This window comes from Sphingorhabdus sp. M41 (assembly GCF_001586275.1).
Lineage (GTDB): Bacteria > Pseudomonadota > Alphaproteobacteria > Sphingomonadales > Sphingomonadaceae > Parasphingorhabdus.
The window spans coordinates 547,174-573,218 of record NZ_CP014545.1 but is presented as its reverse complement, the minus strand read 5'-3'; the positions used below and the strand labels follow the sequence as shown (position 1 = coordinate 573,218).

Annotated in this window: 23 protein-coding genes; 5 read left to right on the top strand and 18 right to left on the bottom strand. The window is 58.1% G+C overall.

Annotation, left to right across the window (positions count from 1 at the left end; genetic code table 11):
• Positions 1–20: 20 nt before the first annotated feature.
• From AZE99_RS02820 to AZE99_RS02800, 5 genes are all read right to left on the bottom strand, one after another.
• Positions 21–2,237 (bottom strand): M3 family metallopeptidase, encoded by a 2,217-nt coding sequence (locus AZE99_RS02820; protein WP_067197916.1) that lies wholly within the window; start codon positions 2,235–2,237, stop codon positions 21–23.
• 169 nt (positions 2,238–2,406) lie between these two features.
• Positions 2,407–3,255 (bottom strand): phosphodiesterase, encoded by an 849-nt coding sequence (locus tag AZE99_RS02815; RefSeq protein ID WP_067197914.1) that lies wholly within the window; start codon positions 3,253–3,255, stop codon positions 2,407–2,409.
• Between the two features lie 27 nt (positions 3,256–3,282).
• The gene (locus AZE99_RS02810; RefSeq protein ID WP_067197912.1) at positions 3,283–5,088 is read right to left on the bottom strand and encodes a cytochrome c3 family protein; all 1,806 of its coding nucleotides are present in this window, start codon (positions 5,086–5,088) and stop codon (positions 3,283–3,285) included.
• 15 nt (positions 5,089–5,103) lie between these two features.
• A complete protein-coding gene (locus AZE99_RS02805; protein ID WP_067197910.1) occupies positions 5,104–5,976 on the bottom strand; it encodes a hypothetical protein in 873 nt (290 codons plus the stop codon).
• A 127-nt stretch (positions 5,977–6,103) separates the two neighbouring features.
• On the bottom strand, positions 6,104–8,554 hold the full coding sequence (locus tag AZE99_RS02800) for a cyclic nucleotide-binding domain-containing protein (RefSeq protein ID WP_082788209.1): 2,451 nt from the start codon (positions 8,552–8,554) through the stop codon (positions 6,104–6,106).
• Between the two features lie 262 nt (positions 8,555–8,816).
• Here AZE99_RS02800 and AZE99_RS02795 point away from each other — a divergent pair, with 262 nt between their 5' ends.
• On the top strand, positions 8,817–9,752 hold the full coding sequence (locus tag AZE99_RS02795; RefSeq protein ID WP_231862677.1) for a tetratricopeptide repeat protein: 936 nt from the start codon (positions 8,817–8,819) through the stop codon (positions 9,750–9,752).
• Between the two features lie 116 nt (positions 9,753–9,868).
• Here AZE99_RS02795 and AZE99_RS02790 read toward each other — a convergent pair whose 3' ends face one another.
• Positions 9,869–10,657 carry an SDR family NAD(P)-dependent oxidoreductase gene (locus tag AZE99_RS02790; RefSeq protein WP_067197905.1) on the bottom strand — a complete coding sequence of 263 codons (789 nt, stop codon included), beginning with the start codon at positions 10,655–10,657 and terminating at the stop codon, positions 9,869–9,871.
• A gap of 120 nt (positions 10,658–10,777) precedes the next feature.
• Between AZE99_RS02790 and AZE99_RS02785 the strand changes: the two genes are divergently transcribed.
• Entirely contained in the window at positions 10,778–11,692 is a 915-nt protein-coding gene (locus AZE99_RS02785; RefSeq protein WP_067197903.1) for a LysR family transcriptional regulator, read from the top strand.
• Between the two features lie 43 nt (positions 11,693–11,735).
• Here AZE99_RS02785 and AZE99_RS02780 read toward each other — a convergent pair whose 3' ends face one another.
• From AZE99_RS02780 to AZE99_RS02725, 12 genes are all read right to left on the bottom strand, one after another.
• Positions 11,736–13,178 (bottom strand): AMP nucleosidase, encoded by a 1,443-nt coding sequence (locus AZE99_RS02780; protein ID WP_067197901.1) that lies wholly within the window; start codon positions 13,176–13,178, stop codon positions 11,736–11,738.
• Between the two features lie 55 nt (positions 13,179–13,233).
• Positions 13,234–13,932, bottom strand: coding sequence for an ATP12 family chaperone protein (locus AZE99_RS02775; protein ID WP_067197899.1), 699 nt, complete (start codon positions 13,930–13,932; stop codon positions 13,234–13,236).
• Positions 13,929–14,246 (bottom strand): hypothetical protein, encoded by a 318-nt coding sequence (locus AZE99_RS02770; protein WP_067197897.1) that lies wholly within the window; start codon positions 14,244–14,246, stop codon positions 13,929–13,931. Before AZE99_RS02770 ends, AZE99_RS02775 begins: the two co-directional genes overlap by 4 nt.
• Entirely contained in the window at positions 14,243–14,899 is a 657-nt protein-coding gene (locus tag AZE99_RS02765) for an HAD-IA family hydrolase (RefSeq protein WP_067197895.1), read from the bottom strand. The genes AZE99_RS02770 and AZE99_RS02765 overlap by 4 nt, the downstream gene beginning before the upstream one ends.
• Positions 14,896–15,531: an FMN-binding negative transcriptional regulator gene (locus AZE99_RS02760; protein ID WP_067197893.1), complete on the bottom strand. Its 636-nt coding sequence runs from the start codon at positions 15,529–15,531 to the stop codon at positions 14,896–14,898. The genes AZE99_RS02765 and AZE99_RS02760 overlap by 4 nt, the downstream gene beginning before the upstream one ends.
• Positions 15,531–16,748, bottom strand: a complete 1,218-nt coding sequence (locus AZE99_RS02755) for an RluA family pseudouridine synthase (RefSeq protein ID WP_082788437.1) — start codon at positions 16,746–16,748, stop codon at positions 15,531–15,533. Before AZE99_RS02755 ends, AZE99_RS02760 begins: the two co-directional genes overlap by 1 nt.
• 68 nt (positions 16,749–16,816) lie before the next feature.
• Positions 16,817–17,194, bottom strand: coding sequence for a fluoride efflux transporter CrcB (gene crcB, locus AZE99_RS02750; protein ID WP_067197892.1), 378 nt, complete (start codon positions 17,192–17,194; stop codon positions 16,817–16,819).
• Positions 17,195–17,203: 9 nt separating this feature from the next.
• The gene (locus AZE99_RS02745; protein ID WP_082788208.1) at positions 17,204–17,467 is read right to left on the bottom strand and encodes a ribbon-helix-helix domain-containing protein; all 264 of its coding nucleotides are present in this window, start codon (positions 17,465–17,467) and stop codon (positions 17,204–17,206) included.
• Entirely contained in the window at positions 17,458–18,465 is a 1,008-nt protein-coding gene (gene hemH / locus AZE99_RS02740; RefSeq protein ID WP_067197890.1) for a ferrochelatase, read from the bottom strand. The genes AZE99_RS02745 and hemH overlap by 10 nt, the downstream gene beginning before the upstream one ends.
• A 3-nt stretch (positions 18,466–18,468) precedes the next feature.
• Positions 18,469–20,757 (bottom strand): xanthine dehydrogenase family protein molybdopterin-binding subunit, encoded by a 2,289-nt coding sequence (locus AZE99_RS02735; RefSeq protein ID WP_197460234.1) that lies wholly within the window; start codon positions 20,755–20,757, stop codon positions 18,469–18,471.
• Between the two features lie 4 nt (positions 20,758–20,761).
• Positions 20,762–21,184: a CoA-binding protein gene (locus AZE99_RS02730; RefSeq protein ID WP_067197888.1), complete on the bottom strand. Its 423-nt coding sequence runs from the start codon at positions 21,182–21,184 to the stop codon at positions 20,762–20,764.
• A gap of 17 nt (positions 21,185–21,201) precedes the next feature.
• Entirely contained in the window at positions 21,202–22,164 is a 963-nt protein-coding gene (locus AZE99_RS02725; RefSeq protein WP_067197886.1) for an Mrp/NBP35 family ATP-binding protein, read from the bottom strand.
• A 131-nt stretch (positions 22,165–22,295) separates the two neighbouring features.
• Here AZE99_RS02725 and hflK point away from each other — a divergent pair, with 131 nt between their 5' ends.
• The 3 genes from hflK to AZE99_RS02710 all read left to right on the top strand — a co-directional run bounded on the left by hflK (position 22,296) and on the right by AZE99_RS02710 (position 26,002).
• Entirely contained in the window at positions 22,296–23,333 is a 1,038-nt protein-coding gene (gene hflK, locus AZE99_RS02720) for an FtsH protease activity modulator HflK (RefSeq protein ID WP_067203221.1), read from the top strand.
• Complete coding sequence (gene hflC, locus AZE99_RS02715) at positions 23,333–24,184, top strand: protease modulator HflC (protein ID WP_067197884.1); 852 nt, start codon at positions 23,333–23,335, stop codon at positions 24,182–24,184. Before hflK ends, hflC begins: the two co-directional genes overlap by 1 nt.
• A gap of 276 nt (positions 24,185–24,460) precedes the next feature.
• On the top strand, positions 24,461–26,002 hold the full coding sequence (locus AZE99_RS02710; protein WP_197460233.1) for a Do family serine endopeptidase: 1,542 nt from the start codon (positions 24,461–24,463) through the stop codon (positions 26,000–26,002).
• The last annotated feature ends 43 nt before the right edge of the window (positions 26,003–26,045 follow it).

Here is a 26,045-nt window from a genome sequence, read left to right as displayed (position 1 = left end):
TCGCCGCGTCGCCGTCAGCCTCATTCACCCGGTACAGGAAAACCACGCTTCTTGAGGATATATTTTACCTCCGGATCGCGGCCGCGGAATTCGCGATAGGCTTCCTTGCGGTCGGTTTCGTTGCCGGTCGACAGCAGGATCGTACGGAAACGCTCGGCCGTGGTCTTGTCCCACGGGCTGCCGGCTTCCTCGAACGCGGCCCAGCTGTCGGCGTCCATCGTTTCCGACCAGAGATAGCTGTAATAGCCGGCCGAATAGGCGTCGGACGAGAAGAGATGGTTGAACTGCGGCAGGCGGTGCCGCATCACGATCTCTTTCGGCATGCCGATTTCGGTCAGCGTCTCGCGCTCGAACTTGTCCGGATCGGTGACCGGGGTCTCGCGGTTGTGCAGCTTCATGTCGACGATCGCCGAGGACAGATATTCCACCGTCGAAAAGCCCTCGTTGAAGGTCTTGGACGCCTGGATCTTTTCGACCAGTTCCTTCGGGATCGGCTCGCCGGTCTTGTAGTGGGTGGCATAAGTCGACAGGATATAGGGCGTCATCAGCCAATTCTCGTTCACCTGGCTCGGATATTCGACAAAGTCGCGCGGCGTATTGGCGAGACCGGGATAGGTGATGTCATAGTTGAGATAGTGCAGCGCGTGACCGAATTCGTGGAACAGGGTCGTGGCATCGTCGAGGCTGATCAAAGTCGGCTCGCCGTCGCCGCCCTTGACGAAATTATTATTGTTCGACGAAATCGTATATTTGTTATTGCCGCCCAGCTTGTATTTGTCCTTGTAGGTGGTCATCCACGCGCCGGACCTTTTGCCCTTGCGCGCATAATTGTCGAAAAATTGCACACCGATCAGCTTGCCATCGCGCTTGACTTCAAAGGTGCGCACCTCGGGGTCGAAAACCGGAATGGTGCCGGTGGTTTCGGTGAAGGTCATGCCATAGAGCTTGCCCGCTGCATCGAACAGGGCGTCCATCATCTTGTCGAGCTGGAAATAGGGTTTGATCTCCGCAGCATCGAGATCATATTTTGCCTTGCGGACCTTCTCCGCATAATAGCGATAATCCCAGGGCGCGATCGTGATACCAGCGCCTTCGGCATCGGCAACAGCCTGCATGTCGGCGACTTCTTCACCGACGCGGGCAACCGCCGCTGGCCAGACTTTCATCATCAGGTCCATCGCCGCTTCCGGCTCTTTCGCCATCGTGTCGGCCATGCGGTAATGGGCGTGGGTCTTGAAGCCCAGGAGCTTGGCGCGGTCGGCGCGCAGCTTCAGGATCTTGGCGATGGTCGCGTTGGTGTCATTGGCATCGCCATTGTCGCCGCGGTTGATATAGGCATTGTAGACTTTTTCGCGCAGATCGCGACGGGTCGAATTCTGCAGGAAAGGCTGCATCACCGAGCGGGTGTTTTTCAGCGCCCAGCCGGTCTTGCCCTGCTCTTCGGCTGCTGCCTTGAGCGAGGCAACAAAACTGTCCGGCAGACCAGCCAGATCCGCTTCGTCGGTCAGGAAGATGAAGGTTTCTTCATCGGCCAATACCTTGTTGGAGAAATCGTTAAACGCCTTCGACAATTCGGTATTGTAAGCGATCAGCGTTTCTTTTTTCGCGCCGTCCAGCAGCGCGCCGTCACGGACCAGTTGCTCGTAATTGCGCTCGACCAACCGGGTCTGCATAGCATCGAGGCCAGCGGATTCACGATTGTCATAAACCGCTTTGGTCTTGGCCAGCAATTTCGGGTCGAGAGTCAGCTGGTCGAAGAAAGCCGAGACCTTGGGCATCCATTCGCCCTGGATTTCGCGGACCTCGTCATTGGAAAGATTGCTGCTGTGCACGCCCCAGATGGCGAACAGATTATTGGCTTCATTGCCGACCAGTTCCATCGGTACGGTGAAATTTTCGAAGGTCGCGGGCGCCGGGTTGTCGCGGATCGCGTTCACGTCGGCCTGGATCTTGTCCATTGTCGCCTGGAAAGCGGCAGGAAAATCGGAAACCTTGACTTCATCCCATGGTGGCACGCCATCATAGGGTCCGGTCCATGGCTGGAGAACGCTATTGTCGCTCGCGGCATTGTCGCTGGTTGCGGCTTGAGCTGTCTGCATCGCAGACATTTTGTTCAATTCTGCTGTTGTCATTTTTTTTCCATGATGGTCGGCCAGAGCGGGTGTCGCAGTCGCGCCGATCAGCGCGGCGCTGGACACGCCCAGAAAGAATTTGCGGGTGGATATCGTGAATCGCATGTATGTTTCTCCAAATATGGGACCGCTATCGCGGATCTCGCCAAAGCACCTGATGTGTATTTGGGGACGGTCTAGCCAATGCGAAGCGGAAACGCAAAAAAGGTTGCGTTGGAAATCACTTTTTAGACGAACGACTATTTAGCAGCGATGAACGACTTCGAGAAAAGGGCTATTCCGGTCGCTCGGCCAGCAGAGCGCGGACCAGCGGCTGCAGATTCTCGTCGTAACGAGCCAGCATGACATGCTCCTCGGCATTTTCGAAATGGCTGATCAGCTGACGACCGTTCCAGTAATGCAGGGCAATAGCCGGTGGGTCGGCGACGATCATGTTGCGGCCATCGGGATGCTCGGGATCGATCGGGTTGAGATCGAGCGCCACTTGCGGCGCGGTCGAGGCGCAGATCGCCAGACTGATGTCTCCCCACCAGGTCGAGATATTGCGGTGCAAATGACCGGTAATCATGCCCTTGACCTGATCATGGCCAGCGACCGTGCCAGCCAGCCGCGTCACCCAGGGCTCGTCCGGATGGGTGGTCATCCACTCGATGCCACTTTCCACCGGCGGATGGTGCAGGATCAGGATTGTCGGCTTGTCCTGCTTTTCAGCGAGGCGGTCCGACAGCCATGCAGCGCGGACCTTGCAAAAGGCGCCGCCATGCCGGCCCTCTTCCAGCGTATCGAGAAACAGCAGCCGGAGTTCCGGCGTATCGACCTCATATTGGACAAAGCCATCCGCTGTCGGGACATCGGGGAATTGCTTGTTGAACGGCGTCCGCAGATCGTGGTTGCCGAGACACATGTGGACCGGGAAAGGCACAACCGACAAAGCATTTTCCAGCCGGCGATAGCTTTCCTGATCGCCGCGATCGACAAGATCGCCGGTGGCGAGCAAGATATCGGGCTGCGGGCTCATCGCGCAAATCATCTTGATCGCCTGATCGAGCCGCTTGCGGTTGAATTCTGCCGGATTATCAGGGTCAAAGCCCAGGTGAATATCCGTGATCTGCGCCATTAACATGGACGCCCTCCCCTTTTTCCGCTCGCCCTATTGCCGGGCAATCTGTTTCTCCGGCTTGATCTGCTTGTCTTTCTGCTGTTCCTTGATCAGCCATGGTGCGCCGTCATCGGCGTGATAATCATGGCACATGGCGCAGGTTGAAGGCACGTCAGACGCTTTCTGAAATTCCCCGCCGTGGCATTCGCGGCAGGTCTTGATCCCCGGTAGCAGCAGATCACTGGCATCCTTGGACGTCGGTGCATCGTGGCAGGACTCACATGTTTCTTCGACATGGGCGTCATGGCTGAACCAGCCATTGTGCATATAGCGATCGGTCTGGGTAACCGGCTTGATGCCGTAATCCACCCGTCCGCGCGCAGTGGGCGGAGTGATCCCGTGACAGTCGAAACAGGCACCGCCGCGCGAGAAAACCTGGCTGATCGCCAGATTGGCACGGCTTGGGCGGAACTGGACGGCGCGGGCGTAATCGCTGGCAACGCGAGCCTCGTTACCGCTGCCCGGACGGCGGCGCGCCATCCCGCCAAGATTGATCGGTCGGGTCGGCCCGGTCGAGCGATAATAGGCTCTGAGATCGGCCTGGACCATTGCCGGCTCGCCGTGGCGCAGGGTTCGCACCGTGCCGCCAATCTCGTCAAAGGCAAGACTGTGGCACATGCTGCAGTCCTCCTTCATGTCGACTGGCTCAAAGCGCACGCCTTTCGGGTCCGGTGTGTGGCAATCCTTGCACGCGAGCGACGCGCCGAAACCATATTCCTTTGACAGTCTGCGCCCCATTTGCGCGACGCCGCCGGTCTTCGACAGATGCACGTCATGCGGAAATTTCAGGCCATTATTGTCGGTCGGCTTGTCATCGAGCGAGACACGTTTGCGCAGCGGCTTGTTGCCGCCCGGGCTCACCAGCACGGCAGGCCGGAACTGCGGATGTTCAATGCCGAAGTCCGACGCATTTTCCAATATTGTGTCGGTCAAGCGTGCATCCATTCCATCGTGGCAATCCGCGCAGAATTTTTGCGCAGTGGGTTCCATAGCACCAGCGCCTTCATGCTCGCTGTGACATTCGACACACCTGCCCGGCGGTTTGTTGAAAGCGGACGCAAAAGCAGCGCCTATTTTGCCGAAACCCTCTGGTGCACCGCGCGCGGTCAGCAGCCGCGGTTTGGCGGCATGGTCATGCGCATCCTCTTCGTGGCAAGTGAGACAGGTCTTGTCCTGGACGGTGACAAAAGCGTCGACATGGCAGGCCTGACAGTCTTTCTCGAGCCCGTGATGCGCGCTGCTCAGTGCCCCGGCCGACCACATGGTGTCGGCGTGGAACTGGTCGGGTCGTTCCTCGACCCCGCGCCAGGTCGCCCAGGTATAGATCGGCCAGACAAGAAACGCCGCCAGCACCAGCGCAATGAAACCCCAGGCGCTTACCCGTTTGCCAGGAAGCAGTCCCTTGAGCGTATAGAGCGTCGTTTCGCTGCGCGTTTCGGCGGAATCGGACAGGGCCTCGACTCGCTTCACGGTCAGGACAATATCTTCGCCATCTTCGCTGACGATAATGACATGGCCACCAAAGCCGAGCTCCGCGCCGGCTGCCGGATCGATGGTAACAGAAATCCGCTGTTTGCCGTCGAGCGTGAAATTCTGGCCCGAGATGCTTTCGATGATGATCTGCCCGTCGTCGCGTTTCCGGATGACGGCATGGTCGGGATTGACCGCAAGATCAGGCAAGTGGATTGCATTGGTCGTGCTGCGGCCGATCCCGATTTCATTCTCGGAAAACGGATTGGACCGGATAATTTCCCGGCCATCGGCGGTGGTCGCAATCTGGCGAACGATGAAGGTCATATTGGGCTCTCCATCCTACCAGTAAAAAAACACGCTGATGATATGCGCGGTGAGCGATGCGATCAGCGCGAATGTCATCGGCACATGGACGAACAACCAGACCTGCAACATCGCCTTGAGCTTGAGATGACGGCGAACGCGGCCGAGAGTGGATTCCTTTTTCTCGAGCAGCGAGTCGACCTTGTCGAGCGGGTCGTCACCACCCATTTTCGGCTGATAGGCGCGTTCGCGCCGCAGATCGGCCTGCGCTTGCCGGGTCGCACAATCCGGATATTTTCCGGAAATTCGGCGGACAAATCCTCCGCCGAAAGGATCCTGTTCAAGCGACTGCAGCACCAGACTGGCATGTTCTGCTGACAAAGGCTGTGCCGCCTCGTGCAGCTGCCGGTCGAGTGAACGCAGATTTTCGAGCATCTCTGTCTCGGTCATCTCGTCGCGATTGTCGGACAGCGCCTTGGGAATCGTCACGTAGAAATATATCCCGACAATGCCGGAAATGATCACTATCATCATGAACACATAGGCCGCGGTATGGATATTCCAGCCAAGCTGGAAACCGGTATGCAGGGTGCCGATCACGATCAGGCTGAGGCCAAGATAGATATGCGCCGATGTCCACGCCTTGAGCGACCATTGGCCGGGCGTCATCGCCCGTTTGCGTACCCCGAGCATGGTCAGCCAGAGGATCAGCAACGCGCCAATCGTGCCCAGCGTATAGCCATACCAGCTACCGCCATTGTGGCGCGGTGACACATCGATGAACAAATAGCTGACGATACAGACCAGCATGATCACCGCAGAAATTTTCAGCCAGCGGAAACCGGCATGCCGCAAAAACCCGTCGTGCATCACGACTTTCTTGCGGCCGGATATTGCCTGACTCGCCATTAGACAATTCCCCCATTCTCAGAGGGTTCAGCGTCTGTTCTTACCATTCGTGCTGAGCTTGTCGAAGCACGGTTTGCGATCGAATCAGGTCCTTCGACAGGCTCAGGACGAACGGAACGGGACGGCTTCACACCTCTTCCCCTTCAAGCTTGGATACGGTGAGAAATTCTTCCGGTGCCACGCGGATTGCGGCCCCGGTCGGACAGGCGCGCACGCAAGCCGGGCCACCGTCAATCCCGGAGCACATGTCACATTTGATCGCCTTCTTGGGCTTTTCGATGGACGGGTCGCTATGCTCGGCAGTCCATTTTTTATCCGGCTCGCCCGGTCCAGGACCGGCGCCGAAGAACAGCCAGCTCAGAAGCCCCGGCTTTTTCGGCGGCACCTTGTCCATGCGGATCACGCCATAAGGACAATAGCGCTGGCAATTGCCGCAGCCGATGCAGCTGTCATCGATGAATACTTCGCCATCGGGACCCCGGTGGATCGCGTCGGGCGGACAGTCGGACATGCAATGCGGATGCTCGCAATGCCGGCAACTGGTCGGCACATGAAGATGAGCATAGGTTTTTCCGGCCTCCCGGTCGAGGCGCGACAGGCCTTCGTGACTGTCGGCGCAGGCTTTCTCGCAATTGTCGCAACCGACGCAGAGATTTTCATCGATCAGCAACACGTCCGTGGCTTCGCCAATGCCATTGTCGACAAGGAAATTGGCAACCCCGGAATAATAGTCGACAATACCCGAGAAGCTGTCCTTCTTGGCCTCGACAAAGGCGTTGATATCCTGACGCGCGGCCATGTCCTTCTTCGCCTTGCGCATCAGGTCCGGATGGGCGTCGAGCACTTTCTTGAACGCATCGCCGCTGATCTTGATCACTTCGGACTTGATTGCAGCCTTGACCGTCGCGGTGCGATAGCCACCGGCGATCAGCGTCATTTCGCCGACATAGGACCCGGCCGGCAAATAAGAAAGGAACACCGGTTTTCCGCCAATCTCTTTCTCGACAACCATCGACCCGACGCGAATGACGTAAATATCGTTGCCCTCGGCACCTTCCTCGATAATCGCTTCACCGGCCCGGACATTGATGATCTCGCTGGTCTCGACGACCTCGGCAATATCTTCCTTGGTCAGGCCCGAACCGAACATTTGCAGCAACTGCCGCTCGGTCGAAATCCGGGTGATGGCGCGTTTCGCGGCAGGGACCGATGCCTGCAATTTCAACGCCGCCGTGCGCGAAATTTCGACTACGATAACATCATCCGCCGCCTTGATCGTCGCGCCCCGCCTCCGTCCTGAAATCAGGCCGACCTCGCCAAAGATCGATCCCTGCTCGATCGGCACGGTGATCGAGGGATCTGCGGGATTGATTTCGACCACGACCGATCCCTGGGCAATGGCAAAAAGAGAACTTCCCGGGTCATTCCTCTCGAAAATCGTCTCGCCCCGGCTGTAGCTTTGCGGCTCGCTGTCGAGCATGAATTCACGCATCTGCAAGGGCGAAAGCTCGTTGAGGATCGTTATATTGGAACGGAAGAATTCCAGCCATTCATCAACCGACCGGCCTCTGGGCAGATTGCTGAATTTTGCTTCGAGTATCGGCTCGTCGGCGGGTTTCAGATCGCTGTTGCCGTTGATGAACTCGATAACATCATAGCCCTGGTTCATACAGTGTTTGATCAGCGGATAGCCGGCCAGCGCACCGATGACATAAATGCCCTTCTTGGTGCTTTCGAACGCGGGGGACAGCTTGGGATAGGCCTCGCGATCCTCGCTGGTAAATTCGATCCCGCATTCCTCGACAAATTTGCGCGGTGGCGCGCTGCCCATGCGCGCGATGATCCGGTCGCATTTGATCGTTTCCTGACCATCGCGGGTTTCCAGCACCAGTTCGCCGTCCTTGACCTCGGCCGGCGTGGTCTCGTTGCGGATCATCACCTTGCCCTGCTCGCCCGCTTCCATAAGCAGCTTCACATTGGCTTTCTTCGCCCGGGCAAATTCGGTCGACCGGTTGAGAATGGTAACGACATTATTCTGCGCCGCATCGGCCGCGAGACCCAGTGCATTTTCGATCCCCGCGTCGCCCGAACCGATCACCGTGATATGCTCGTCATAATATTCACCGGGATCGTCGAGCTGATATTGGACCAGCGGATTGTCGCCGCCGGGGCAGCGCATCAGATTGGGATTGCCCTGCGTCCCGATGGCCATAACGATTGTTTCGGCCTGCACGGTGTCGCCGTTTTTCAGGGTGATGGTAAAATTGCCTTCCTCACCCTCGATTTTCACCGGCTCGGCCTTGTACATGACATTGACGCCATGAGCGGCGGTCTGCTCGTCCCAGGTGCCGAGAATGGCCTCGCGCTTGCCGGCGTCAAAATCCATGTCCGAGCGCAGCACCAGCTGGCTCGGCGTCGCCATGACATGCTTGCCCTTCTGATATTTGAAGATCGTATCGGAAAGATGATCGGTTTTTTCCAGCAGCACATGCTTCAATTTCAGCTGTGCAGCGCGCCCAGCGGCGCTCATGCCCGCCGGTCCGGACCCGATTATGACTACTCGAAACTTGTCCGACACGCGCTTGCTTCCCCCTATCGCTTACCCGGACCAACGCACCCTCATACGTCAAAGCGATCCAGTTCTGCTATCTGTCCGGCTGTAGCGCGACCCAAAAGATTGAACTTTGGCAGTATCTTACCAAAAAGCCCCTCCATTGCCAGTGCAAAATATCACAGTCATCTCGGCGCTTGTCAGCTAGCGATGGTCTCCGTATCTCTGCGCGGGAATATCTCCGTATAAAACAGCTTGAGGGTAGATCATGGCGAAATCAGGATCATCGATGAATATCAACCGCATTGCATTGATTTTGGCAGCCTTGCTGGCGCTCGGAGCAATAGCGGTGCAGGTCTACCGCAGCATGAATGACGAGACAGGTTCGAACACGCCTGTTGCCGGGACCGAAAGCGAAACGGCACCCAGCGTCGACGAAGTGATCGCTGGCCTGGAAAAAAAGCTGCAGGAAAATTCGGACGATGCGGAAAGCTGGCGAATGCTCGGGTGGAGCTATTTCGAAACCGGCAAATTTGCCGAATCGGCGACCGCGATGAAACGCGCCACCACGCTTGACCCGGACAATCCGGAATATTGGTCGATGCTGGGTGAGGCCCTGGTGATGGCGAGCGATGGCAAGCAAGTACCGCCAGACGCCGCCGCTGCGTTCCGCAATGCCCTGAAACATGACGCAAAGGATGCCCGGGCGCGCTATTTTCTGGCGGTTCAGAAAGACATAGCCGGCGATCACAAGGGCGCGATCGATGACTGGTTCGCCCTGCTCAAGGACACGCCCGCCGACGCGCCTTATGCAGCCGATATCCGCCGGGTGATCGGTCAGGTGGCGGAAAATGAAGGCATTGATGTCGCCGCCCGGCTCGCGAAAGCGGCGCCCGCAGCACCGACCGGCGGCATCTCCACTGACGGCCCGACGGTCGCCACCGCCGCGATCCCCGGCCCCAGCCGCGAGCAAATGAAAGAGGCCGCCGCCCTGCCCCCCGGCCAGCAGGAAGCGATGATCGCCAATATGGTCGATGGCCTCGACAAGCGCCTGCAGGCCAATCCCAAGGACGCCAACGGCTGGATCATGCTGATCCGCAGCCGCATGCAACTGGGCCAGACGGTGCAGGCGAAGCAGGCGCTGGATCGCGGGCTGCAGGCGTTCAAGAATGATGGGGCGGAAGCGAAGCGGATCAGGGAGGCTGCGGCGGCGTTAGGGGTCTAGCGCGGAGACGCCCTCATTTAGCGGGCACACCACCGTCCGTCATGGAACGGCCAACGCCGGCGAGCGCCTTCGTCTTTCTGTCGGAGCGCCACTGGCACATGGCTAAATCGGACCGGCTATGAAACGGTGCGAACAATCCCTCCGTCGATGCGCAAGGCCGCGCCGTTGATGGCCGACGACTTCGGGCTACAAAGAAAGGCTACAAAAGACGCAATTTCCTGAGGATTAATCAACCGCTGGATCAGAGATGTTGCTCGATTTTCTGCCATGAATTTTTTCTCTGCCTGATCATATGGCAAGTCCCGGAAAACGTCCTGGACAAACTTCATGACCCCGTCGGTTCGGGTCGACCCCGGGAGTACTGAATTGACCGTTACATCGGTGCCCTTGGTAAGCTCTGCCAAGCTTCTCGAGAGCGAAATTTGCATGGTTTTGGTCGCGCTGTAATGGGCCATTTCCGGAGCCGGGTTCAGGGCAGATTCACTAGACATAAACAGCATCTTGCCCGCGTTTCTGGCGAGCATCTCGCGCAGGTAGTGCCGAGCCAGTCTCACGCCGCTCATTATGTTGACCTCGAACAGTCGCTGCCATGCCTCGTCAGTCTCGTCAAAGAAGCCCACGGCTTCATAAATGCCAAGATTATTGATCAGTATATCGACGTGGGGGAACATCTCGACTGTCGACTGACATCCTTCACTCGTTCCGTTGTCGGCAACGAGTTCTTTCAGCCTGGCTTGGGGAACATCGCTTCTGATTGACTGGATCGCCGCTGCCACGCTTGCAGCGGTTCGACCGTTGACAATGACAGTCGCCCCCTCAGCGGCCAGCGAGCGGGCGATCTCCAACCCAATTCCTCCGGTTGAGGCGGTTACCAGGGCAGTTTTTTCAGTAAGGTCCAGATTCATTTTGCATCTCTTCTTTGGATTGGCGGAACGGGTTCCTGCTGGTGATGCGTCCGGTATCGAATTTATATTGCTGCACATAAAGAGGCTTATCAACAATATATATTTGCGTATAACGCAAATATGAAAACCAACTCCATTGAATTTCTGACCTTCGTCACGGTTGTCGATTGCGGTCAGGTCAGCCTTGCTGCTCAGGTTCTTGGTCAGAATCCATCAAGCGTGAGCCGGATACTGACACGGCTCGAGCACAAACTCGGCGTAACCCTGCTGGCTCGCACAACCAGAAGGCAGGAGTTGACCGAAGAGGGCGTATTTTTTCTTGCCAAGGCGCGGTCTGTGCTCACCGAGATGCAGGCGGCGGAAGACCATCTGACGGATCGTGACCGTGCACCCTCGGGGCGTTTGCGCGTGGATGCCGCCTCGCCATTCATGTTGCATTGCATTGTCCCCCATATGGCCGTTTTTTGCGGACGCTATCCACAGATCGAGCTTGAGCTGACCAACAGCGAGGGCAATATCGATCTGATTGAGCAACGCACCGATGTTGCCTTGCGCATCGGCACCCTGGAAGATTCGGCGCTTCACGCCAGATTACTGGGTGTGTCGCAACTCCGCTTGCTGGCTAGCCCGGAATATCTGGCGCGCAAGAATATGCCGCAAAAGGTGGAGGACCTAGATCAGCATGATCTGCTCGGCTTCACCCAGCCCGAGAGCCTGAACGGCTGGCCGCTCAAGTCGACAACCGGCAGTCGATGGAAGGCTCGTCCGCGGATAAGGGCGTCGAGCGGTGAAACCATCAGGCAACTGGCGTTGCAGGGACAAGGCATTGCCTGCCTGGCCGACTTCATGACGCACGAGGACCAGCGGCGGGGGCGACTGGTCCAGGTTCTGGGCGAACAGACCATCCCGGATTGGCAAGAGGTTAGTGCGGTCTTTTATCGACAAACCGAGCTGGCATCCCGTATCCGGGTCTTCATTGATTTCATGGTGGAGATGGCAGGGCAATCAGGAGGCATGATTTTGCATCGGCCTTGAAGCGTTCAAAACTGCAGCGGTGAAAAGTTTGTCCCCGTCGCCTTCACCTGAACAGCGGCTCGCCGAAACTCCGCAGCTTCCGGCTGTGCAACGTCCCCTCATCCGCCTCTTTTGCCAGCAGATCGATGGCGCGCAACCCGATCGCCAGATGCTGGCCGACCCGCTCCTGATAAAAGGCATCGGCCATGCCCGGCAGCTTGATCTCGCCATGCAACGGCTTGTCGGAGGCGCAAAGCAGCGTCCCGTAGGGCACGCGGTAGCGATAGCCATTGGCCGCAACCGTCGCCGATTCCATATCGATCGCGATGGCGCGGGACTGGTTGAGGCGCTTGGCGATCTGCTCGAAGCGCAGTTCCCAGTTGCGATCACCGGTGGTGACCACGGTGCCGGTGCGCAATTGCTGCTTGAGCTTGGACTTGTCGATGCCGGTTTCTTCCTGCACCGCCTGGGTCAGCGCCAGCTGGACTTCGGCAATCGTCGGCAGCGGGATGCTGGGCGGCAGCACATCGTCGAGAACATTGTCATCGCGCAGATAGGCATGGGCGAGGACATAGTCGCCGAGCCGCTGGGTCCGGCGGAGCGCGCCGCAATGGCCGATCATCAGCCAGACATGCGGGCGCAGCACCGCGAGATGGTCGGTGATCGTCTTGGCATTGCTCGGGCCGACGCCGATATTGACCAGGGTCACACCGGGCCGGCCGTCGCTGCGGACCAGATGATAGGCCGGCATCTGCGGTGGCTTCGCGATTGGCGGGGCGGACGGCTTGCCATCCTTGCCGGTGGTCCGGTTGCCCGGCTCGACCAGCATTTTCGCCGTGCCGGATTTCACTTCCTCGAGGCCATGTTCGACAAATTCGTCGACATAGCGCTGATAGTTGGTGAACAGGATGAACGGCTGGAAATGCTCGGGATCGGTCGCGCAATAATGGCGGATGCGGTGCAGCGAATAATCGACCCGTTCGGCGGTGAACAGGGCCAGAGCGGAGGCTTCCTCGCCCTGAAAAATCTGGCCACCGTCGACAATCTCGTCATTGGTTTTGACCAGGTTGGGCGTGTGAAAATAATTGGGCAGCTTTTCCTTCTTCGCCCGGTCGAGGCCGGCGCCGGCATCTTCCAGGGCAAAGGCCAGCGGAATCGGCGTGTCTGATAGCCCGACCCAGATTTTTGCGGTGAAGGTCCCGGCGATTCGCTTCAGCTGATCGAGCAGATATTCGCGGTACAGCTTCGGTTCGGTAATCGTTGTCCGATAGGTGTTGATATCGGCGAGATGGCCGGACGCCAGATGGCTGGTCTCGGTGGCCTGATCGGCGGGAATCTCGACGCTGATCTGCGGGTAGAGACCCTGTTGCCGGTCATCCTTGGACAATTTCGATGTCGCATAGCGGCGAAAGCGGGCTGCCGTGATTTCAATTTGTTCGCTGTAGAGTTTTTCAAGCAGGGCCACGGCTTCGGCGGGCGTGGCGCATAAAGTGGAATCGGTTGTCATGTAGTCTCCGTTACAGTTTCAGTCCTTTAACGGAAAAAACCGGCAAAGGGAAAAACTAACTACGGGACAGGTCGAGGAAGCGCGCCGCCGCCTCGAATTCGGCCCGTTTGAGATCGCGCATGGCAACGGCAACATCGTCGCGGCCCCATTGCTGCTCCTGCCAAAGCTCTTCCAGATTGACCAACGGCCAGAGCGTCTTGGTATCGTGCGTCTGTTCCACCAGACCCAGCGTGGCGATCAAGGAACCCGACAGTCCGACAAGCGACAGCATCGCCGCGATGGTAAAGCCATCCTGCGCCTCAACCACATTGGTCAGACGCGCGATTGTTGCTTCCGGCTGCGCTTCATAGCGGATGCCGTGAATCAGATTGAAGCCGACATCATAGCGTTGCCGCGCCCAATCGAGCAGCGGATCCCAATGTTCTGCCTGATGAGCGATCAGCGCCTGCTGCCCCTGATCGGCACGATAATAGAGCATGTCGCTGTCGGCAAAAGCAGCGATGCGGGAGACAATCCGCTCCCGCTCGCTCTCGACCTGATCCAGCGCCCCTTGCGCCAGTGCGGTCAGGGGCATTGATGCGGGGATGATATCCTCGCCTTGCCCTGCCCATTCTGCGGAAATCGCATCGGCGAGACCGGATGCCGGAACGGCAAGCGGATTGCGCTGCGGTGTCTTCATCGGACGCCCGTCGAGCGTGATAGCATATGCCTCCCCGACCGGTGAAACCGACACCTCCTTGTAGAAGCGTTTCATAGAGAGTCTGCGCCGTCCGCCGCTTTCGCCATTTCTTCTTCGGCAACCCGCGCGCGTATATATTGGCGGATGATCAAGACCGGCACTACCCACATTTGCGTCAGCCCAAGGAGGATCAGAATATAGCCGACAGGTACCGGCATCGGCGGCAGCCGATCCAGTGCGATCGCCAATCCCAGCATCACCAGAATCACGCCCAGCAAACGCATCATGCTGACCATGAAATGCACTGCCTTGGCCTGTTTTTCCTTTACCGGGTCGGGCACATATTCGGGTTCATCGTCAATCGGCTGGTCTTCAATCGGATCGCTCATTGGTTCAATATTCCGTTCAGGTCAGCCATATTCGCCGCCACTATTTCTGCGCCAGCCTCGATCAGTTCATTCTCGTCATGATAGCCCCAGTCTACCCCGACTGCGCGCACCCTGGCATTGACCGCCATCGCCATGTCAAAGCTGGTATCGCCGATCATCGCCGTGGTTTCCGGCGCTGCGCCGGCTTCGGCCATTGCCAGTTCGACCATCGCCGGATGGGGCTTTGATGGATGCCGGTCTGCCGTCTGCAGAGTCACAAATCGATTGGAGAGTCCGTGGGTTTCCAGCACATGCGATAGACCCCGGTCCGACTTGCCGGTAGCCACACCCAATACCCAGCCAGATGCGTCCAATTCTTCCAATGTCTGGATCAATCCGTCATAGAGTGGTTCATGCAAACCGCCTGCCCGGCGCAGTTCGGAGAAGCCGTCCTTGTAGGATTGGGTCACCGCAGCAACAATCTTTTTGTCGCCTTCGGGAAAGAGTTGCGCGACTGCTTCCATCAGGCTGAGACCCACGATCCGCCGCACCAGATGATGATCAGGCGGGACCAGACCGTGCTTTTGAAAAGCCTGATCCATCGAGGCGCAGATATTGGCCTGGCTATCGACCATGGTGCCATCGCAATCGAACAGGGCTAGCTTGTTGGTCATGTCTCTCCAAATTCCTGCATCAAATGTGCCATCGCGCGGCGTCCGGTCGCATCAAGCGCCGCAGCCGCATTTTTCCGAGCCGCAGCCGGTTTGTTCTGACCCAGCTTGGCGGTCGGGCGCCAGGCCAGTATTTCCATTTCAAAGCCGACAATCGCGTCGACCATCTTGTCGAATTTTTCCGCATCCATCTTGTTACGATGCCAGGGCGTTTTCGGAGCCAGTTTCGCTTCATTCCCGGCGGCCAGATCGTCAAGCAGACTGATCAGACCTTCGCGTTCCATCTGGCGAACCTTGCCTTCCAGTTCCAGCGCCAGATAATTCCATGTCGGGACCTGATCGTCCATCTGATACCAGTCGGGACTGATATAGGCATCGAGACCGTTGATCACGCACAGGGCCTTTTTCTTCGCAATATATTTGGTCAGCGCATTGCCCCGCGACAGATGAAATTGCAGCGCGCCATCGCCGGTTGAAAAAACCGGCACATGGGCGACGCGCGGTCCGTCCGGTGTCTCGGCGAAGACCATCCCGAAACCGATATCGGCTATCATTGCCTCAAGCGCAGCCCGTTCGTCGGCATCCTGATGATCATTGGCAGATTTGGGCCATCGGAAGGCGGGGTCGGGATGCATTATTTGGGTTTCTTGTGGAGCGCCTGCTTGACCTTGGCCTTGTGCGGCATGTTTTTCTTGTGCGTCGCCTTGCCGGCATTGGGACGTTCGCGCTTGGTCGGTTTGCCCGCCTTTGTCGGCTTGCCCGTGGTCTCCCCGCGACCGCGACGCTCGCCGCGCTTGTCCTTGCGGATCATCTTGGCGTGGGCCTTGGCCTGCTGCTTGCGCACCAATTTTCCGCCCGGTTTCTTCTCGTCGAGCGGAAGATCGCCGAGTTCCAGATCGAGACCCAGATTATCAATCGTTTCGGCGAAATGGGTTGGCAACTCCGCTGTCACGTCGAGATTGTGGCCGTCGGGATGCTCGATCCGCAGGCGCCGCGCGTGCAGATGCATCTTGCGGCTGATCGTACCGGTCAGAAAGGCATCCTTGCCGCCATATTTGCCGTCGCCGACTATCGGATGACCAATAGCTGCCATATGCACGCGCAACTGATGGGTGCGGCCAGTATAAGGCTGCAACTCGACCCAGCAAGCGCGGTTGCCGGCGCGTTCGATGATCCGGTAGCGAGATTTGGCCGACTGGCCATTTTCTTCGTCGACATGCATTTTCTCGCCGCCGGAACCCGGCTGCTTGGAAAGCGGCAGATCGATCACGCCATCAGCAATCTCGGGCACGCCCATGACAATCGCCCAATAGACCTTGCGCACGTCGCGACCGGAAAAGCGTTTGGAGAAAAAGGCTGCCGCCCCCGCCGAACGGGCCAGCAGAATCACGCCGCTGGTATCCTTGTCGAGCCGGTGGACCAGCTTGGGTCGCGATTTCGCATCAAAGGTCAGCGCATCGAGCAGGCCGTCGAGATGGGTGGTCGTTTTGCTGCCACCCTGCGTCGCCAGACCGGGAGGCTTGTTGACCACGATCGCGGCCTTGTCCTTGTGGATCACCAGTTCCCTGGCAAAATCGATCTGGTCCTGCGACAAATCGGTCTTGGCCTTGGCAACGCGGCCCGGCCGTTCGATTTCCTGCGGCGGCACGCGCAAAACCTGCCCGGCCTGCACGCGATCGCCCGGCGATACGCGTTTGCCATCCAGCCGCAACTGCCCGGTCCGCGCCCAGCGCGAAACGATGTTGAACGGCACATCTTCCATATGCCGCTTGAACCAGCGGTCCACGCGGATATCGTCATCATCGGGAGAAACCGTGAATTGCCGGACATCAAGTGTCTTCAGCGCCTGCATCTGCTCCTTGGGCGAACCTTGGGGCGATTCTTCCTCGGAGCCGCTTTCGGCGGTGGGATCAAATCCGCTCATGCCAGTGCCCTCACTGCCATCAGGCCAGCAAACAGGGCCAGCACGGAACCGACGACGGAGACCAAGGCATATATCATTGCGATGCCCCATTCACTGCGTTCGATCATATTGAGAACTTCCAAACTAAAGGCCGAAAAAGTTGTAAAACCGCCAAGCAGGCCAACGCCAAGCAATAGCCGCCACGGCTCATCGACAAAATTGCTGCGGGCCAGCACACCAGCCAGCACACCCATCAAAAGACCGCCGGTCACATTGGCCACCAGGGTTCCAATGGGGTAACCAACGGGAGCCAGGTGAAAGACAAGTCGGCCGAGATGATAACGTCCCGCCGCACCCATTGCACCGCCTGCCATGACAAGAAGGGTAGCGTTCATGGGCGTCCCTTAGTCGGCTTGAGTCGTTTTTCCAAGCATATCATTGGTCAGCCACAAGCGGATGGCTGTCGCAAGGCCCGGCGGCTGTGCCGCTGCAATGCGTTCGACGTCGATTCGCGCCACCAATGCATTGACCGGCAGGCCGCGACTATCCGACGCCGCTTTCAGCATATCCCAGAACAACGGCTCCAGCGAAATGGAGGTTTGATGCCCGGCAATGGTGATGCTGCGCTTGACCGGAGGATGGAACAGTTCGGGCTTTTCTAGATCCACCCGGACAATTCCCGTCGTACCAGGGTCTCCAGCATATCTATGCCCGTCTCGCTATCGTTGAGGCACGGCAGATAGGCGAATTTCTCGCCGCCGGCGGCTTGAAACTGCTCCTTGCCCCGTATCGCCAGTTCCTCGCAGGTTTCCAGACAATCGCTGGAGAAGCCGGGCGCGAATATCGCGATATTTTTCTTTCCCTGGCCCGGCAGGGCTTCCAGCGTCGTGTCGGTTGCGGGCTCGAGCCATTTCGCCCGGCCAAAGCGCGACTGGAAAGCCACAACCAGTTCCCGGCCCATTTTCTCGGACAGTAGACGCGCGGTCTTCTGGCAGTGGCAATGATAGGGGTCGCCGAGTTCCAGCGTGCGCTGCGGCATGCCGTGGAAGCTGGCGACAATTGCGTCGGGCACAAAATCCAGCGTTGCGATATCGCGCTCCAGACTGGTCGCCAGCGCATCGATATAGGCCGGGTCATCATGATAGGCGGGGAGCAGCCGGATCGCCGGTTGCCAGCGCATGGCAGCAACCGCGTCGAACACCGCATCATGCACGCTCGCCGTGGTGGCACCACTATATTGCGGGTAGAGCGGCGCGATCAAAATGCGATCGCAGCCCTCGGCTTTCATTGCATCCAGCCGGGAAGCGATGCTCGGATTGCCGTAGCGCATCGCCCAGTGGACCATCACGCCGTCCATTCTGCCATCGAGCTTGTCTGACTGCTTTCGGGTGTAGGAAGCCAGCGGCGAGCCGTCTTCGGTCCACACCAAACCATAAGCTTCAGCAGATTTAGCCGGTCGGGTGTTGAGAATGATCCCGCGCAAAATCGGCTGCCATATGATTGATGGTATCTCGACCACCCTTTTGTCCGACAGAAACTGTTTGAGATAGCGTTTGACGGCCTTTTTCTCCGGCGCATCGGGCGTACCGAGATTGACCAGTAAAAGGCCGATTTTCTTAGCTGCGACCAGCGGATGGTCGTTTGGCAATGGTCCGGTTTCACGCATGATTTAGGATACTTCCCCGAAAAGTGGTAATTGCCGAAGCCGGACGCCGGTTGCCGAGAACAAGGCGTTGGCCACTGCAGGTGCAACAGCGGGAACACCGAGCTCTTCATAACCGACGGGCTCTTCTTCGCTTCTGATAAATTCAATCTGGATCGGCGGTATTTCGGCCAGTCGCGGCAGCGACAGGTCGCGCAGACGCTTGGCCGTCGGCAGTCCCTTTTCAAACCGGGTCGCGCTCCCAAGCGCCATCGCCAGTCCAAAGACAATTCCGCCTTCAATTTGTTGCCGCGCAATATCGGGATGGATGATCCGGCCGATGTCGACCGTAGCCGAAATGCGGCGAACCTCCAGACCACTGCCACCCCTGCTGGCGCTTGCAATAACGGCAATATAGCCACCGCGCATACTGTGACAGGCGATGCCCTGACCGCTCTGCTCCAGACCGCCATCCCAACCGGACATGGCAGCAACACTGGTCAGGCAACGGGCAAGCCGCGGCTGGTTGTTCATCATCTGCATGCGAAAGGACAAGGGCTCGATACCAGCCTTGGCAGCCAGCTCATCGATGAACGATTCCAGATAGAAGACGTTGCTGCTATGGGCGTTGCTGCGCCAGTTGCCGGTCGGCACGCCGACGAAGGCGCTATGGTGATCGACGGTCAGATTGGGAATATCATAGGGCACGTCGAGACCGGCCACCGCCTTTTTATCCGCTTCGCCGACGGAAGACCGCATCGCTTCTACATTGCCCATCCCGTCGAACAGGCGTCTGGCCTGTTCCCGCGCCGATGGCGGAGCGGCAATCTTGATCTGCATCGCTTCAACGCGGCCAGCCTTGGCCATGGCAGCATCCAGCCGTGCCTGGCTTGGCGCCCGATAATGATCGTGCATCAAATCTTCGGCCCGGGACCAGACCAGTTGCACCGGCCGGCCCATTTTCCTGGCGATCAGCGCTACCTGCCCGGCGATTTCATTGTCGAGATTGCGGTCGAACGAGCCGCCGCTCAGCATCGGGTAAAGGGTGACGCGGTCCTGACCGATATTCAGCATTTTGGCAGCCGCCTGAACTGCTGCCGCTGGTGCCTGGGTGGCCATCCACAGCTCCAGACCACCATCCTTATATTCCGCGGTCGCCGTCCGCGTCTCGATCGGCGCATGCAGCGCAGCATCGGCGTGATAGCGAGCCTGTAACAGATTCTCTTCGGTAAACATGCCCTTGGTTTCACCGCGAGATATGAAGCGAATCCCCGGCCCGTCATCCAGTGCCTTGCGCAAAGCCGTGTCGATCTTGTCGCTATCGGCCATGAAGCCTCTGGTTTCGAACACAGGGCTCATTTTGTCCAATGCCCGGTTGGCCGCCCACCAGTTGGTGGCGACAGCGGCGATCCATTTTTCGCCTTTGACCACGTCGATAAAGCCGGTGATCTTGCTGGCCCCGCCGCGGTTGAAGGATTTCAGGCGGGTTTCGCCAATTGGACCCTGCCGGATTGCGGCGAAAACCATGTCCGGCAGCCGGACGTCACCGGCAAAATTGGCAGATCCATCAAGTTTGCTAGGCAAATCAAGGCGGGGAACGTCCTGTCCGGTCAAATTGCCGGTGCCGGCTGGTCGCAGCGGCACGGGATCCGGCAAGGTCTGGGTGACTGCATCGCGGATCAGTTCCCCGAACCGCAATGTCTTGCCGCCGTGGGAGATAATCCCATTTTCGACCGTGCAGGCTTCCCAGGCAACATCCCATTGGGCCGCTGCCGCCTTGGTCAGCAATATTCTCGCTGCTGCTCCGGCCTCGCGAAAACTGGCCGCGAAAGCAGGGATTGAAGTGGAATCTGCCGTCACCATGAATTTCTCGCGGATCTTTACATTCTGCGCAACCCATCGAAATGCGGCATTTTCGGACAATTTTTCAGTGCCTGCGGGCATCAGGCTATCCGCCCATTGCTCGGCCAGCAGACTATTGTTGTAAAGCGGGTTGATCGGTGCGGGTTCAACCGCGACTGTTCGCCAGTCCGCACCCAGTTCGTCGGCGAGAATTTGCGGCAGAACGGTATAGACACCCTGCCCCATTTCGCTTTGCGGCACGACCACCGTAACCTGCCCATTCTCGGATATTTTCAGAAAAGCGCCAAAGATCTGCTCATTCTCGGTCGCGGCAATATTGGGCTCATAGCTGCGCGGCCATATTGCCCATGCTACCACCAGACCGGCTGCCGCGCCGCCTCCGATCAGGAATTTGCGACGGTTCAATCCAGTGGATGTTTCTTCGACCCGGTCCTTGTCTGTTTCAACCGCCATGGAGTTACTTCAGCAGGCCCAACCGGGGAATATCGATTTTCGGGCAACGGTCCATGACAACCTTGAGGCCCGCTTCGATTGCACGTCTGGCCGCAGCTTGGTTGATGACGCCAAGCTGCATCCAGACCGATTTCGCGCCCACCGCGATAGCCTCGTCGACCACATCACCGGCAGCGGCTGAGTTGCGAAAAATATCGACCATATCAATCTCGCCCGTGACCAGGGACAACGATTCGACCACCGTCTCTCCATGCAATTGCTGGCCAGCGAGGCCGGGATTGACCGGCACCACGTCATAACCCTGTTCGAGAAGGAATTTGAATATCCGATTGCTTGCTCGTTCAGGCTTCGCCGACGCTCCGACCAGAGCGATGCGCCGCGTCGCTGTAAGCAATCCCGCTATGTCCTGATCTTTTTCCAGCAGCATGTCGCCCTCTCTCCGCTCTATTGGTTATCCAGCCATGTCGCGAGCTTTTTGGCAATATCACGGAAAGCCTGTCCGTGCACATCATCGCCGCAAGCCGGTGGCGTTCCGCCATCGCTCGACTTGCGAATTTCGATATCCAGCGGAATACGACCAAGGAAGGGCATGCCCATTGTCTTCGCAGCCGCTTCGGCACCGCCTGCCCCGAAAGGATCGCTCACTTCGCCGCAATGCGGGCATTGATAGCCGGCCATATTCTCGACCATGCCGATGATCGGAATCTTTGCCTGATTGAACAGATCGACCGCACGGGTGGCATCCATCAGTGCCAGGTCCTGCGGCGTCGAAACGATCACCGCGCCAACCGGCTTGTGATTCTGCATCATCGACAATTGTACATCGCCGGTGCCTGGCGGCATGTCGACGATCAGTTCCTCGACATCACCCCAATGCGCGTCGATCAGCTGCTCGAGCGCCTTGCCCGCCATCGGTCCGCGCCAGGCGATTGCCTGTCCGGGTTTCGCCAGATGGCCCATCGACAGCACCGGCACATCATAGTCATTGGGCACCGGAATCAGCTGCTTGCCTTCGGCTTCGGGACGCTGCCCCTCGCAGTGAAGCAGGCGCGGCTGCGACGGCCCGTATATATCGGCATCCACCATCCCGACCTTGCGGCCCAAGCGCTGCATGGCAATTGCCAGATTGGCGGAAAGCGTCGACTTGCCGACCCCGCCTTTGCCGCTGGCCACGGCGATCAGACGGCGCTCGACTTTCTCGGCTGTCATCGCGATGTCGACTTTCTCGACACCGTCCAAGGCCAGCAGGCTGCCCTTGACGGCAATCTCGATCTGGCCACGCTCACGCACGTCCAATCCGCCGACGTTCAGCACCAGAGTGACGCGGCCTTCGGTGTATTTTACGGCGCTGAAACGGCCCTTGGCAACGCCGTCGAGCGCTGTCTCAATTGTGGAAATATCGGTCATCGGATCGACATAGTTACACTTTTCTCGGATTGACACTGTTTTTCTGGCGGCGTGCTACCTATAAAGAAACTATGAATGATAATATTAACGGTGAAGCGCGCCGCAAATCGATTTTGGGCTCAATATTGAACATGTCCGGCCCCTGGGGCAATAACGGCGACAGCGGCAATGATGGTGGCAACGGCGGCGGTCCCCGCAACCCGTGGGGCAACCCTCCTGGCGGATCTTCCGGTGGCGGCCGCAAGGGTGCCGGTTCTCTCGAAGAACTGTTCAAAAAGGGCACTGGCGGTGGTTTCAAGGGCGGCATTCCAAAGCGTCCCGGCGGACGGTCCTGGTGGCCTCTCATGGCAATCGGCTTCATCATCCTCTGGGTATTGCTGACAAGTATTCACCGTGTCAGCCCGCAGGAACGCGGCGTCGTGACATTTCTGGGTTCCTATTCGCGAACCCTGCAGCCTGGCCTGCACTTTTCCCTTCCCACTCCGTTGGAGCAAGTCGTCAAACTCGACGTCGAGGACATCCGGACGATCGATATTCCCGAAGGAGAATCCGAAAAGCTGATCCTGACCGGCGATCAGAATATCGTCGATCTGGCCTATTCGGTACGTTGGAATATCAAGGCGCCGGAACTGTTCCTGTTCCAGATCGCCGAACCGGAAGAAACGATCAAGGAAGTCGCGGAAGCCGCAATGCGGGCAGCCGTGGCCAATTTCACGCTGGATGACACAATTGGTTCCGAACGGACCGAAATCGAACAGCAGGTCGAACAGAATATGCAACAGCTGCTCGATGGCTACGGCGCTGGCGTGGTCATTCGCGGTATCGCCATCAAGAAAGCCGATCCCCCCGCTGCGGTCAACGATGCGTTTAAGGAAGTGTCCGCCGCGCAGCAGACAGCGCAAACCTATCTCAACGAAGCGCGTGCCTATGCACAACAGCTGACCGCCCAGGCGCAGGGTGAATCGGCCGCCTTTGACAAGGTCTACGAAGAATATCGACTTGCTCCGACGGTGACGAGACAGCGGATGTATTATGAAACAATGGAGCGCGTATTGTCCAAGGTCGACAAGACGGTGGTCGAAGTGAAAGGCGTGACGCCTTATCTGGCCCTGCCGGAACTGAAGAAACGCGCGCAGCAACCCGCGATTACAACCGTGGAGGGCAAATAATGAAACGGATAATGCAAAATCCCGTTGCGCTTGGCGTAATCATCATCGCCGCGCTGTTCATCCTGCTCAACACTATCGTCATCGTGCCGGAAACCCGGCAGGGCGTCGTAGTCCAGCTTGGTGAACCCAAGCGAATCGTCAATCGTTACCAGTCCGGGGAAGCCTTTGGCGAAACCGGTGCGGGTCTTATCGCCAAGATTCCGTTTTTCGAACAGATCGTGTGGATCGACAAGCGTATCCGCGACGTCGAGATGGAACAGCAGCAAGTGCTGTCCACCGACCAGCTGCGCTTGCAGGTTGATGCCTTTGCCCGCTTCCGGATCACCGATCCGCTGCGCATGTATATCGCTGCAGGCAGCGAAGAGCGCGTCTCTGAGGAACTCCGACCAATTCTAGGCTCGGCCCTGAGAAACGAACTCGGCAAGCGTCCGTTTGCGGCTCTTCTGAGTCCGGAACGCGGCCAGGTGATGGACAATATCCAGGCCGGTCTCAACCGGGTTGCGCGCCAATATGGTGCGGAGATTGTCGACGTGCGGATCAAGCGCGCCGACCTGCCCGACGGCACGCCACTCGACAGCGCCTATCAACGGATGCGGACCGCGCGTGACCAGGAAGCGCGGACCATCCGTGCGCAAGGCGCAAAGCAGGCGCAGATCATTCGTGCTGAAGCCGATGCCAGCGCCGCCCGGACCTATGCAGAAAGCTTTGGCAAGGATGCGAATTTCTATGATTTCTACCGCGCCATGAAGAGCTATGAAACGACATTCCAGGGTGGTGGTCCGAATGATCCGCAAAGTTCGTTCGTGCTTTCGCCTGACAATGAATATCTGCGTCAGTTCCGGGGCCGATAGTCGCCGGTGAAAGCCCACCGACTACATTTGTCGTCTTTTCTGCTCAACGTCGTTTTTTTTCGACCAAATGATATTTCGCAGCTTGCGAAAGGGCTGTGGCGCACCCAAATAGGCTTGGATGGGAAATGTCTCGCAGTTCTGCGCTTAAGATCGGCGGACAAATATGCTAATATTCAATTTCCGTTCATGAAAATTGCGCCATTAATTCCGCGATTTTGAACGGATTTGGCGGCAGATATTCATTTGCTCAGCCAAAAATTTGAGAGGAAGATAATAGTGCGTTACTCTTACGGAATTTCAGCAGCTTTGCTTTTGGCCGGCAGTGCAGCAACCCTGACCGGCGTCGTCCCGGCTGGAGCACAAACCGCCGCCAATGACAGCTCGGTGATGCGCAATGTCGTGCCGCGCGCAGGCGCGCCGATGAGCTTTGCGGATCTGACAGAACAATTGCAGCCTGCTGTGGTCAATATTTCGACCACCCAGCGCGTTAGGGTGACCAACAACAATCCTTTTGCGGGCACGCCTTTTGACGGCCTGTTCGGCAATCGTCAGGGCGGCAACGGTGGGGGGCAAACCCGCGAGGCACAATCGCTGGGATCCGGATTCATCATCTCGGCCGATGGCTATGTCGTAACCAACAACCATGTGGTGGCACCGGGCAACCGCAACGCGACTATCGAATCCATCACCGTGATCATGCCGGATCGTACCGAATATGAAGCCGAACTGGTTGGCCGCGATGCGGCATCCGATATCGCGGTACTCAAGATCAAGGCGAATAAGCCCCTGCCATTCGTCAAATTTGGCGACAGCACTGGCGCCCGGGTTGGCGACTGGGTCATTGCCATCGGCAATCCCTTCGGTCTTGGCGGAACTGTGACCACAGGCATTCTTTCTGCGATCCACAGGAACACTGGACAGGGCGGCGCTTATGATCGTTTCCTGCAAACCGATGCATCGATCAACCGCGGCAATAGTGGCGGGCCAATGTTCGACCTCAACGGCAATGTCATCGGCATCAACAACGCGATTATCTCGCCAACCGGCGGCAATGTCGGCATCGGCTTTGCTATCCCCGCAGAAGTCGCTGCTCCGATCGTCGAAACGCTGAAAGCCGGCCAGACAATCGAGCGCGGTTATCTTGGTGTGCAGATCAGCGCCCTTTCGGAAGACTTGGCCGACTCACTCGGTCTGGAAAAAAATCGCGGCGAATTCGTCCAGCGGGTCGAACCCGGTGAAGCGGCACAGAAAGCCGGTATTCAGGCAGGTGACGTGATCACCAAGGTGCACGGCAAGGCCATTACACCGGACCAGACCCTGTCCTATCTGGTTGCCAATCTGCCGATTGGCACAGAAGTTCCGATCGAGCTGATCCGCAACGGCAAGACCATCAAGGTCAATGCAAAGCTTGGTAAACGTCCATCCGAAGAGGAACTGGCCGGAAGCACATTCGATCCTGATGCCGAAGATAATGCAATGGGTCAGGATGACGATGGCACCAGCGCGCAGGCAACCGCCGATGCACTGGGATTGTCTGTGATCGATCTGACTCCGGCAATCGCACGGCAGATCGGTGTGCCGTCGACGCAAAAAGGTGTTGTCGTAACCACGGTTAATCCGAACAGCGATGCCGGCCAAAAAGGAATTCGGCGCGGATTTCTGATCACCAGCGTCAACCGCCAACCTGTGACGAGCGCGGCCGAACTGGATCAGGCCATCAGCAATGCGAAACGGTCAAATCGCGAAGCAGTGCTGCTACAGGTCCGTCGCGGCGCTCGCGATCCGCAATTTGTCGCGGTGCGCCTGCAGGACGATTAAGCGCGTTTAAACACATGTAACAGAAAAGGGCCGGTGCTTGACG

Coding starts and splice junctions, on each gene's coding strand:
- AZE99_RS02735 (WP_197460234.1), bottom strand. CDS start 20,757: ATGGCGGTTGAAACAGACAAGGACCGGGTCGAAGAAACATCCACTGGA.
- hflK (WP_067203221.1), top strand. CDS start 22,296: ATGTCCGGCCCCTGGGGCAATAACGGCGACAGCGGCAATGATGGTGGC.
- AZE99_RS02755 (WP_082788437.1), bottom strand. CDS start 16,748: ATGCAGGCGCTGAAGACACTTGATGTCCGGCAATTCACGGTTTCTCCC.
- AZE99_RS02780 (WP_067197901.1), bottom strand. CDS start 13,178: ATGACAACCGATTCCACTTTATGCGCCACGCCCGCCGAAGCCGTGGCC.
- AZE99_RS02730 (WP_067197888.1), bottom strand. CDS start 21,184: ATGCTGCTGGAAAAAGATCAGGACATAGCGGGATTGCTTACAGCGACG.
- AZE99_RS02785 (WP_067197903.1), top strand. CDS start 10,778: ATGAAAACCAACTCCATTGAATTTCTGACCTTCGTCACGGTTGTCGAT.
- hflC (WP_067197884.1), top strand. CDS start 23,333: ATGAAACGGATAATGCAAAATCCCGTTGCGCTTGGCGTAATCATCATC.
- AZE99_RS02805 (WP_067197910.1), bottom strand. CDS start 5,976: ATGGCGAGTCAGGCAATATCCGGCCGCAAGAAAGTCGTGATGCACGAC.
- AZE99_RS02775 (WP_067197899.1), bottom strand. CDS start 13,932: ATGAAACGCTTCTACAAGGAGGTGTCGGTTTCACCGGTCGGGGAGGCA.
- AZE99_RS02795 (WP_231862677.1), top strand. CDS start 8,817: ATGAATATCAACCGCATTGCATTGATTTTGGCAGCCTTGCTGGCGCTC.
- AZE99_RS02810 (WP_067197912.1), bottom strand. CDS start 5,088: ATGACCTTCATCGTTCGCCAGATTGCGACCACCGCCGATGGCCGGGAA.
- AZE99_RS02770 (WP_067197897.1), bottom strand. CDS start 14,246: ATGAGCGATCCGATTGAAGACCAGCCGATTGACGATGAACCCGAATAT.
- AZE99_RS02790 (WP_067197905.1), bottom strand. CDS start 10,657: ATGAATCTGGACCTTACTGAAAAAACTGCCCTGGTAACCGCCTCAACC.
- AZE99_RS02725 (WP_067197886.1), bottom strand. CDS start 22,164: ATGACCGATATTTCCACAATTGAGACAGCGCTCGACGGCGTTGCCAAG.
- AZE99_RS02820 (WP_067197916.1), bottom strand. CDS start 2,237: ATGCGATTCACGATATCCACCCGCAAATTCTTTCTGGGCGTGTCCAGC.
- AZE99_RS02815 (WP_067197914.1), bottom strand. CDS start 3,255: ATGTTAATGGCGCAGATCACGGATATTCACCTGGGCTTTGACCCTGAT.
- crcB (WP_067197892.1), bottom strand. CDS start 17,194: ATGAACGCTACCCTTCTTGTCATGGCAGGCGGTGCAATGGGTGCGGCG.
- hemH (WP_067197890.1), bottom strand. CDS start 18,465: ATGCGTGAAACCGGACCATTGCCAAACGACCATCCGCTGGTCGCAGCT.
- AZE99_RS02760 (WP_067197893.1), bottom strand. CDS start 15,531: ATGCATCCCGACCCCGCCTTCCGATGGCCCAAATCTGCCAATGATCAT.
- AZE99_RS02765 (WP_067197895.1), bottom strand. CDS start 14,899: ATGACCAACAAGCTAGCCCTGTTCGATTGCGATGGCACCATGGTCGAT.